This window comes from Vibrio sp. 1CM8B (assembly GCF_023161685.1).
Classification (GTDB): Bacteria; Pseudomonadota; Gammaproteobacteria; order Enterobacterales; family Vibrionaceae; genus Vibrio; species Vibrio coralliirubri.
This window is the reverse complement of sequence record NZ_JALNTU010000007.1, coordinates 226840-236198: the sequence shown is the minus strand read 5'-3', so window position 1 is coordinate 236198 and position 9359 is coordinate 226840. Positions and strand designations below refer to the sequence as shown.

The window sequence follows — 9359 nt, the reverse complement described above, 5'->3', positions numbered from 1 at the left end:
AGGTGCATGAAAAAAGCCAACAGCTGACGCTGTTGGCTTAGTAGAAATACTGTCAACGTATTTTAGGACGAGACATTAGGAAGCGTGTTGCACCATGTGTGGCACTGTTTTGGTTCATCCTCGCTTAACTCCTTCTTAAGTCAGTTCCTTCTTGTATACGCCTAGCGGTCGTTCTCTTTACCATCAAAATAAAAATAATATTACGCTCGATATTCGTTTTTAGACACTCGAGCTCCCCCCCCCCCCAAATAATTATGCGTCATCCATGATTTTTCATTTTTGTATATTTTGAATCTACCATCGTTTGAACTGGATATGCTTCTTCTATATTGATTAATTTAAGTAGAATTCTAATGAAATTATCCACTCTCAATAGATAAAAAACACTGGTTTATTGTGTGATAAATGAGGGTGATTCAGATCTGATTTGGCTTTTATTATTTTTGAGAATTTTATATTTATATGTGTTTGGTTGTATTTGTTAATAAGTGTGCAAAGTCTCACTTTTTTGTAAGTCTTTGATTTTAATGGGTGTGATGTTCTTTGGTCTTGGTTTTTTGAGTTTTTACCTCAAACACCAATAATTTCCTTAATGGATTGGCCATATTCCATCCTATGTCATATATATAATTAACTTAATCAATCAAAATAAGATCGCCATCACTTATTTGGATTATTGTACTACAAATAAAGTTTGAGATTTCCTATAGTCCTCGTAACAAAATACAACGGACAAAGGATACACGATGGAACTCAACACGATTATTGTCGGCATTTATTTCCTATTCTTGATTGCGATAGGTTGGATGTTTAGAACATTTACAAGTACCACCAGTGACTACTTCCGCGGGGGCGGTAACATGTTGTGGTGGATGGTTGGTGCAACCGCCTTTATGACCCAGTTTAGTGCATGGACATTCACCGGTGCGGCAGGTAAAGCGTATAACGATGGTTTTGCAGTCGCGGTCATCTTCGTAGCTAACGCATTTGGTTACTTCATGAACTTCGCATACTTTGCTCCAAAGTTCCGTCAACTACGTGTAGTAACGGTAATCGAAGCAATTCGTATGCGTTTCGGTGCGACTAACGAACAAGTCTTCACTTGGTCTTCAATGCCAAACAGTGTTGTTTCTGCCGGTGTATGGTTAAACGCACTAGCAATCATCGCATCTGGTATCTTCGGTTTCGACATGACAGCAACTATCTGGATTACCGGTTTGGTTGTATTGGCAATGTCTGTAACGGGTGGCTCATGGGCGGTAATCGCATCTGACTTTATGCAGATGGTTATCATCATGGCAGTAACCGTGACATGTGCTGTTGTTGCTGTTGTTCAAGGTGGCGGTGTTGGTGAAATCGTGAATAACTTCCCAGTAGCGGAAGGCGGGTCTTTCCTTTCTGGTAACAACATTAACTACTTAAGCATCTTCAGCATTTGGGCATTCTTCATCTTCGTGAAGCAGTTCTCTATTACTAACAACATGCTTAACTCTTACCGTTACCTAGCGGCTAAAGACTCAAAGAACGCGAAGAAAGCGGCGCTACTAGCGTGTGTGCTAATGCTTTGTGGTGTATTTATCTGGTTCATGCCTTCTTGGTACATTGCAGGTCAAGGTGTCGACCTAGCGGCAGCTTACCCAGATGCAGGTAAGAAAGCGGGTGACTTTGCCTACCTATACTTCGTACAAGAGTACATGCCAGCAGGTATGGTTGGCCTTCTAGTTGCGGCGATGTTTGCAGCGACAATGTCTTCAATGGATTCTGGCCTAAACCGTAACTCAGGTATCTTTGTTAAGAACTTCTATGAACCAATCGTTCGTAAGGGTGCGGCTAGCGAAAAAGAACTAGTAACGGTTTCTAAGATTACTTCTGCCGTGTTTGGTATTGCTATCATCCTTATTGCACAGTTCATCAACTCGCTTAAAGGTTTGAGCCTGTTCGATACAATGATGTATGTAGGCGCACTGATCGGCTTCCCAATGACAATTCCTGCATTCCTTGGCTTCTTTATTAAGAAGACACCGGACTGGGCTGGTTGGGGTACGCTAGTAGTTGGTGGTTTTGTTTCTTACTACGTAGGTTTCGTTGTTAACGCTGAAATGGTGTCTTCAATCTTCGGTCTGGAAGAGCTAACAAGCCGTGAATGGTCTGATGTTAAGGTAGCTATCGGTCTGATTGCTCACATTACGCTGACAGGTGGTTTCTTCATCCTATCAACTCTGTTCTACAAGCCATTAACTGAGAAGCGTCAAGCAGACGTTGATAAGTTCTTCGGCAATCTGTCTACTCCATTAGTTGCGGAGTCAGCAGAACAGAAAGTACTGGATAACAAACAGCGTGAAATGCTTGGTAAACTGATTGCGGTAGCGGGTGTCGGTATCATGCTAATGGCTCTACTTACTAACCCAATGTGGGGACGTCTAGTCTTTATCCTTTGTGGTGTGATTGTTGGTGGTGTTGGTGTGCTATTGGTTAAAGCGGTCGATGACGGCGGTAAGCAAGCGAAAGCAGTAACCGAAAGCTAATATAGAGAAAACGTTTATAATAGAATGCGACGACTCGAAAGGGCGTCGCATTTTTTGTTCTGCGAAACGGAAAAACTGTCAGGTGGAAGATATCTGACCTAAATCACGAAAACTGTACAAAATGGTTCAATCGAACCGAAATAGATTCAATTGTCCTACAATAAGACGTATATTATTGCTAATTCCTTTCAATCAACTTGAAAAATAAGTGAGTTAGAATGAGCGACCAAAAATCTCTTGATGCAATCAGGAAGATGAAGCTGGAGAATGATACTTCAGCAGGTAATCTTGTAGACCTACTCCCTATCGAAGTTCAAACACGTGACTTCGACCTATCATTCCTAGACAACTTGAGCGAAGCACGTCCACGTCTTCTTGTTCAAGCAGATCAGTTAGAAGAATTCAAAGCGAAAGTGAAAGCTGATGAAGCTCACTGCATGTTTGATGATTTCTACAATAACTCGACAGTTAAGTTCCTTGAGACTGCTCCTTTCGAAGAGCCTCAAGCGTACCCAGCTGAGACGGTAGGTAAGGCTTCTCTATGGCGTCCTTACTGGCGTCAAATGTACGTTGATTGCCAAATGGCACTGAACGCGACACGTAACCTAGCAATTGCTGGTGTTGTGAAAGAAGACGAAGCGCTAATTGCTAAAGCAAAAGCTTGGACTCTAAAACTGTCTACGTACGATCCAGAAGGCGTGACTTCTCGTGGCTATAACGATGAAGCAGCTTTCCGTGTTATCGCGGCTATGGCTTGGGGTTACGACTGGCTACACGGCTACTTCACAGATGAAGAACGTCAGCAAGTTCAAGATGCTTTGATTGAGCGTCTAGACGAAATCATGCACCACCTGAAAGTGACGGTTGATCTATTGAACAACCCACTGAACAGCCACGGTGTTCGTTCTATCTCTTCTGCTATCATCCCAACGTGTATCGCGCTTTACCACGATCACCCGAAAGCAGGCGAGTACATCGCATACGCACTAGAATACTACGCAGTACACTACCCACCATGGGGCGGTGTAGACGGCGGTTGGGCTGAAGGTCCTGACTACTGGAATACACAAACTGCATTCCTAGGCGAAGCATTCGATCTATTGAAAGCATACTGTGGCGTAGACATGTTCAACAAAACATTCTACGAAAACACAGGTGATTTCCCGCTTTACTGCATGCCTGTTCACTCTAAGCGCGCGAGCTTCTGTGACCAGTCTTCAATCGGTGATTTCCCGGGCCTGAAACTGGCTTACAACATCAAGCATTACGCAGGTGTTAACCAGAAGCCTGAGTATGTTTGGTACTACAACCAACTGAAAGGCCGTGATACTGAAGCACACACCAAGTTCTACAACTTCGGTTGGTGGGACTTCGGCTACGACGATCTTCGTTTTAACTTCCTTTGGGATGCACCTGAAGAGAAGGCACCATCGAATGATCCACTGTTGAAAGTATTCCCAATCACAGGTTGGGCTGCATTCCACAACAAGATGACTGAGCGTGATAACCATATTCACATGGTATTCAAATGTTCTCCGTTTGGCTCAATCAGCCACTCTCACGGTGACCAAAACGCATTCACCTTGCATGCATTCGGTGAAACGCTAGCGTCAATCACTGGTTACTACGGTGGTTTCGGTGTTGATATGCACACGAAATGGCGTCGTCAAACGTTCTCTAAGAACCTTCCACTATTTGGCGGTAAAGGTCAGTACGGCGAGAACAAGAACACAGGCTACGAAAACCACCAAGATCGCTTCTGTATCGAAGCGGGCGGCAACATCTCTGACTTCGACACTGAATCTGATGTGAAGATGGTTGAAGGCGATGCAACAGCGTCTTACAAGTACTTCGTTCCTGAAATTGAATCTTACAAGCGTAAGGTCTGGTTTGTTCAAGGTAAAGTATTCGTAATGCAAGACAAGGCAACGCTTTCTGAAGAGAAAGACATGACTTGGCTAATGCACACAACTTTCGCAAACGAAGTGGCAGACAAGTCTTTCACTATCCGTGGCGAAGTTGCGCACCTAGACGTAAACTTCATCAACGAATCTGCTGATAACATCACGTCAGTTAAGAACGTTGAAGGTTTTGGCGAAGTTGACCCATACGAGTTCAAAGATCTTGAAATCCACCGTCACGTTGAAGTGGAATTCAAGCCATCGAAAGAGCACAACATCCTGACGCTTCTTGTTCCTAATAAGAACGAAGGCGAGCAAGTTGAAGTGTCTCACAAGCTTGAAGGCAACACGCTAATGCTAAATGTTGACGGTGAAACGGTTTCAATCGAACTGTAATTCGCTGAAGTAACAGAAGCTAGATATTAAAAACTCCGAGTGAAAGCTCGGAGTTTTTTTGTTTTGTTAGCTAGCAAGTTGGATACTCAGTTAAATTGTATTAGTTGGCAAAGTTGGGAACCCCATCAGGTTGAAACGAAACTAATTGGCCGAGAAATCAATTGCTTCTCGATGCCAAGTCAGTAGTTCGAGGGCTAAACCTGGAAGTTGATACACACAAAGACTGGGTATGTATTTAGCCACTATGCTTAATGAAATGTGCATGAGTCATATACGAGACTCGCATGTATCGCTTTGTTAGAAGAATAGGGCGCCAATCCCTTTTACCTAAAAACTGATATGACTTACTTCTGCGTGAACAGTCTAATCACTGGCTGAGTAGGGGAATAGTGAACTATACATAGGTAATGGCGTAGCTTGTGCTTACTAATCGTATGACATTTAACGTATGTTATTTCATCAATAGACGGTTTTTAAAGTGGCAAATAGTTCCTGTAAGTACAAAGCGTGACCCATATTTTCTCGTAAAGTGAACCCCCGTCACAACTTACGTCTAACCATTAAATCAATGCCCTAAAACTATTGCGTAACGAGAAAGACGTAGTTATTATAATGAGCATATAATCATACAATACTATATTTGGAGTTTGAACATGACTAAACCTGTAATCGGTTTCATTGGCCTAGGTCTTATGGGCGGCAACATGGTTGAAAACCTGCAAAAGCGCGGCTACCACGTAAACGTAATGGATCTAAGCGCTGAAGCTGTTGCTCGCGTTACAGATCGCGGCAACGCAACTGCATTCACTTCTGCTAAAGAACTAGCTGCTGCAAGTGATATCGTTCAGTTTTGTCTTACAACTTCTGCTGTTGTTGAAAAAATCGTTTACGGCGAAGATGGCGTTCTAGCAGGCATCAAAGAAGGCGCAGTACTAGTAGACTTCGGTACTTCTATCCCTGCTTCTACTAAGCAAATCGGCGCAGCTCTTGCTGAAAAAGGCGCGGGCATGATCGACGCACCTCTAGGTCGTACTCCTGCACACGCTAAAGATGGTCTTCTGAACATCATGGCTGCTGGCGACATGGAAACTTTCAACAAAGTTAAACCTGTTCTTGAAGAGCAAGGCGAAAACGTATTCCACCTAGGTGCTCTAGGTTCTGGTCACGTGACTAAGCTTGTAAACAACTTCATGGGTATGACAACTGTTGCGACTATGTCTCAAGCTTTCGCTGTTGCTCAACGCGCTGGTGTTGATGGCCAACAACTGTTTGACATCATGTCTGCAGGTCCATCTAACTCTCCGTTCATGCAATTCTGTAAGTTCTACGCAGTAGACGGCGAAGAGAAGCTAGGCTTCTCTGTTGCTAACGCAAACAAAGACCTTGGTTACTTCCTTGCTCTTTGTGAAGAGCTAGGTACTGAGTCTCTAATCGCTCAAGGTACTGCAACAAGCCTACAAGCTGCTGTTGATGCAGGCATGGGTAACAACGATGTACCAGTAATCTTCGACTACTTCGCTAAACTAGAGAAGTAATCGACGTACGACCTCGCTAGGGTATTGCCTGTCATTTTAGGCGGCGATACCTCAGCGAGGTTCGTTTTTATCTGCCATACCCAAACCTTTGTTCCCTCGTTAAAATCTTCTACTTCTACTTCTACTTCTACTTCTACTTCTACTTCAATTTCCTCAGCTACATCTACTCAAAACTCTGTTTGACTATTTTACTGCCTCAATTCCTATTTTTTCTATATCTATTTGTAAATTCAAAGCCTTCTAGCACCCACTCGTTCACTTACTTTTCTACGTAAACTTAAAACCAGTGCACTTACAGGGTTGTTGGTGATGACTTAACACCGCTCGTGTATCGGGCCTGAAAAGAAAGTAAAAAAAAAGCCCACACAGCTGGTGACTGTATGGGCATGTTCGGACGAGCCGTCTGGAAAAACAAATGATCAATAGCAAGTGAAAAAACGAATAACGAGCTCCCCCGACAGTTTCTACGTTAAACGCGTTCAATGACCTTAAAGCGGCTGCTTCAATTATCACTTTGAATTGAACAAAAGCATCCAAAAAGAACTTAAGTTATGATTCAAATACACCATAACTTAAGGCTTATTGTATTACAAATAAATTTTAAGATTGAATGCCTTTAGTGAATGGTTAGTTGGTAGAAGTGTGAGTTAAGACTCATTTTTTTACTCGACTGGACGAGGTGAAGAAGAAGAGTTTCCGAAAAGGTGTTATCGGAGAAATGATGAGCTAATTATCCAAAAATCGATCTATTTGAATGCGTTATGCGTCAATGTTTAACTTCGAACAAAATCCAAATTCATAAATGATACCTATGTCACAGGGCTGTTTTAGCCAGTTTTAATATATCAAGATCGCTCACAGAATGCCTGGTCATTTAAACATACAATATTAATTAAATTGATGGTTGTGACGATGGATCGGCATGAACAAGTTTCGCTTTCCGTATCTTCGAAAATGTAAAAAATGACCATTTCATTCGGATGAAAATAATAGACATAGGTTGATATGGATGATGAGTTTTATGAATTCAAAATTGTCTCTAGGGTTTAAAGGAAAATTGATTTTAATGGTAGCGATTGTCAGTTCCAGTGCTTTGGCATTTACGAACTGGTTTACGCTTAACTTGGCCACTGAACAGGTAAACCAAACGATTTATAACGAGATTGATCACTCGCTTACGATAGAAATTAATCAAATAGAAAATACCGTTCAGCGCACCATCGATACCGTTAACTCTGTTGCACAAGAGTTCATGAAATCCCCATACCAAGTGCCGAATGAAGCACTGATGCATTATGCTGCAAAGCTCGGTGGCATTGACAAGATTGTGGTGGGTTTTGACGACGGCCGTTCTTATACTTCTCGCCCTTCAGAGTCTTTTCCTAACGGCGTTGGGATAAAAGAAAAGTACAATCCAACCACTCGACCTTGGTATCAACAAGCTAAATTGAAATCAGGCTTATCTTTTAGTGATCTGTTTTTCACTAAGAGTACTCAAGTGCCTATGATCGGTGTGACTTACTCATACCAAGATCGTGTCATCATGGCCGATATACGTTTTGACGATTTGGAAACTCAGCTTGAACAGCTGGACAGCATCTACGAAGCCAAAGGCATTATCATCGACGAGAAGGGGATGGTGGTCGCTTCAACAATCGAAAACGTACTTCCGCAAAGCAATATATCTTCTGCAGACACTCAGATGAAACTCAATAGTGCCATTGAACAGCCTGATCAATTCATTGAGGGTGTGATTGATGGCAACCAGAGAATTTTGATGGCCAAGAAAGTGGATATTGGCAGCCAGAAAGAGTGGTACATGATCTCCAGTATTGACCCTGAACTCGCGCTCAATCAGTTGAATGGCGTGATGTCGAGTGCGCGCATTCTTATTGTGGCTTGTGTGCTTGGCTCGGTGATATTGATGATTTTACTGCTGAATCGCTTCTACCGCCCAATCGTGTCACTGCGCAAAATCGTTCACGATCTATCTCAAGGTAACGGAGACCTGACTCAAAGGCTTGCTGAGAAGGGGAATGATGACTTAGGGCATATCGCCAAAGACATCAACTTGTTCATTATCGGCTTACAAGAGATGGTTAAGGACGTCAAATTTAAGAACTCGGATCTCGATAGTAAGGTACTGAGTATTCGTGAAGGTTGTAAAGAAACCAGCGATGTACTGAAAGTTCACACTGATGAAACGGTTCAAGTGGTCTCTGCGATTAACGGCTTGTCTGAAGCATCAAACGAAGTCGAGAAGAGTTCTCAGTCGGCGGCAGAAGCTGCAAGAGAGGCCGCTGTGTTCAGTGATGAGACGAAACAGATTAACACCGTGACGGAAACCTATATCAGTGATCTTGAGAAGCAAGTCTGCACCACTTCTGATGACATTCGCTCAATGGCCAATGAAACGCAGAGCATCCAGTCTATCGTGTCTGTGATTGGCGGAATTGCGGAACAAACTAATTTGTTGGCATTGAATGCGTCAATTGAAGCGGCGAGAGCGGGTGAGCATGGTCGAGGTTTCGCGGTGGTTGCTGATGAAGTCCGTGCGTTAGCCAACCGAACTCAAATCAGTACTTCTGAAATTGATGAAGCGCTGTCTGGCTTGCAGTCTAAATCAGATGGTTTGGTTAAATCGATTGAGTTGACCAAAAGCAACTGTGAAATGACGCGCGCTCAAGTGGTTCAAGCGGTAAATATGTTGGCGAAGCTAACAGAACAGATGGAAACGGTGAGTCGTTTTAACAATGACATTTCGGGTTCGTCTGTTGAGCAAAACGCTTTAATTCAAAGCATCGCTAAGAACATGCATAAGATTGAAAGCTTTGTTGAGGAGCTTAATAAGTTAAGCCAAGATCAGTTGACTGAATCAGCAGAAATCAAAACACTTAACGGTAGCGTTAGTGAGTTGATGAGCAGCTTTAAAGTTTAAATTGTTTTCTAATACGTTATAAAATCAATGCCTTAATTTTGGTTTTAGGTTTGAAAGCCACTCA

Annotated in this window: 4 protein-coding genes; all 4 read left to right on the top strand. The window is 42.7% G+C overall.

What is annotated here, in order from left to right:
* The first annotated feature begins 746 nt into the window (after positions 1-746).
* The 4 genes from MSG36_RS15810 to MSG36_RS15795 all read left to right on the top strand — a co-directional run bounded on the left by MSG36_RS15810 (position 747) and on the right by MSG36_RS15795 (position 9295).
* Positions 747-2525: a transporter gene (locus tag MSG36_RS15810; protein ID WP_048613949.1), complete on the top strand. Its 1779-nt coding sequence runs from the start codon at positions 747-749 to the stop codon at positions 2523-2525.
* A 218-nt stretch (positions 2526-2743) separates the two neighbouring features.
* Complete coding sequence (locus MSG36_RS15805) at positions 2744-4822, top strand: DUF4962 domain-containing protein (RefSeq protein WP_048616501.1); 2079 nt, start codon at positions 2744-2746, stop codon at positions 4820-4822.
* A 653-nt stretch (positions 4823-5475) separates the two neighbouring features.
* Positions 5476-6357: an NAD(P)-dependent oxidoreductase gene (locus MSG36_RS15800; protein ID WP_048607064.1), complete on the top strand. Its 882-nt coding sequence runs from the start codon at positions 5476-5478 to the stop codon at positions 6355-6357.
* A gap of 1066 nt (positions 6358-7423) precedes the next feature.
* Entirely contained in the window at positions 7424-9295 is a 1872-nt protein-coding gene (locus MSG36_RS15795; protein WP_248368710.1) for a methyl-accepting chemotaxis protein, read from the top strand.
* The last annotated feature ends 64 nt before the right edge of the window (positions 9296-9359 follow it).

What these genes read in the sequence shown, in the direction of transcription:
- MSG36_RS15805 (WP_048616501.1), top strand. Translation starts at nt 2,744, where the DNA reads ATGAGCGACCAAAAATCTCTTGATGCAATCAGGAAGATGAAGCTGGAG.
- MSG36_RS15795 (WP_248368710.1), top strand. Translation starts at nt 7,424, where the DNA reads ATGGTAGCGATTGTCAGTTCCAGTGCTTTGGCATTTACGAACTGGTTT.
- MSG36_RS15800 (WP_048607064.1), top strand. Translation starts at nt 5,476, where the DNA reads ATGACTAAACCTGTAATCGGTTTCATTGGCCTAGGTCTTATGGGCGGC.
- MSG36_RS15810 (WP_048613949.1), top strand. Translation starts at nt 747, where the DNA reads ATGGAACTCAACACGATTATTGTCGGCATTTATTTCCTATTCTTGATT.